Below are 1,289 nucleotides of genomic sequence, written 5' to 3' on the forward strand. Positions count from 1 at the left end.
CACCTCCGCGAAGGCACCGGCCCGGTCGGCCACGCGCGGGGCCAGCAGCGGCAGCAGCGCGTTCAGGGACGCCTGGATGTCGCCCACCGTCGACAGACTGGTGGCGTAGGTGCGCCCGAGGTCGCGGACATCCGCGGAGAGCTGGAACACCTGCGTCCCCGGCGGCACCGCCGAGACCTCCGAGTACAGGATGGTGATCAGCGACTTGCCGCCGAGCGCGAAGATCGCGTCGTAGCGCCCGAGGATGTCGGCGATGGCGTCGGCCCGGGTCGGCAGGTTGCCGGCCCAGAGCGGGTGGGCGGTGGGGAACGGGATGTGGGCCGGCCAGGACGAGCCGTAGACCGGCGCGGCCAGCAGGTCGGCGAGCGCCACCATCTGGGCGGAGGCGTCCGAGGCGTCGATCTCGTCGCCGGCGATCAGGGCCAGGCGGCCGGGCGCGATGGCGGCGAGCTTTTCGGCCAGGCGATCGAGGGAGCCCGCCACCGCCCGCTGGTCGATGGTCGAGGTCTCGCCCGCCGGGATCGTGGTCATCGCCTCCATGACGTCCATCGGCAGGGACAGGAAGACCGGGCCGGACGGGGCGGCGCCGCAATCGTGGAAGGCCCGGCGCAGGAGCACCGGGATCTGGTCCGGGCTCGTGACCTCGCGCGCCCACTTCACCACCGGGTCGGCGATGGCGACGAGGTCGCCCATCAGCAGCGGGTCGGAGAGGGCGTGGCGCAGGTCCTGCTGCCCGGCCGTCACCACCAGCGGCGTGCCGCTGACCTGCGCGTTCCACAGCGCGCCCATGCCGTGGCCGAGGCCGCCGGCGGTGTGCAGGTTGAGGAAGGCGGGCCGGCGCGCGCCCTGCGCGTAGCCGTCGGCCATCGCCACCGCGGTGGCCTCCTGCAGGGCCAGGATGTAGCCGATGTCCTGCGCCTCGGTGAGCGCGTCGATCAGCGGCAATTCGGTGGTGCCGGGATTGCCGAAGATGTAGCGCACGCCCTCCGAGCGCAGCACATCCAGCAGCAGGTCGGCGCCCCTCCGGCTCCCTGCGGCGTCCACGGTCTCGATCGGCATGCGCAACCCTCCTCCGCCCCCCGGCGGAATCAGCGCGACGCTACCCCATGGCCGCGCCGCGACGAAGACCTGCGGCGCGGGATCGGGTTTCCAAAGGGCGAGCCCTTCGGCGGGTTGTCAGGGCGGAGCCTTGATGCAGCCGAACGTTAGAGCCCGATCGGCAGCAGTCCGGGCGCCAGGGCCGCGGCGGCCCGCGGCCCGTCCTTGACCAGGCGAATCGCCGTGCGGGC

General features: G+C 73.5%; 1 protein-coding gene. It reads right to left on the reverse strand.

Going from position 1 to position 1,289, the window contains the following annotated elements; genetic code table 11:
* Positions 1 to 1,059: thiamine pyrophosphate-binding protein (locus FV228_RS30045; protein ID WP_246694085.1), on the reverse strand; the 1,059-nt coding region annotated here is incomplete at its 3' end.
* Between the last annotated feature and the right edge of the window lie 230 nt (positions 1,060 to 1,289).

This window comes from Methylobacterium sp. WL18, from assembly GCF_008040015.1.
Classification (GTDB): domain Bacteria; phylum Pseudomonadota; class Alphaproteobacteria; order Rhizobiales; family Beijerinckiaceae; genus Methylobacterium; species Methylobacterium mesophilicum.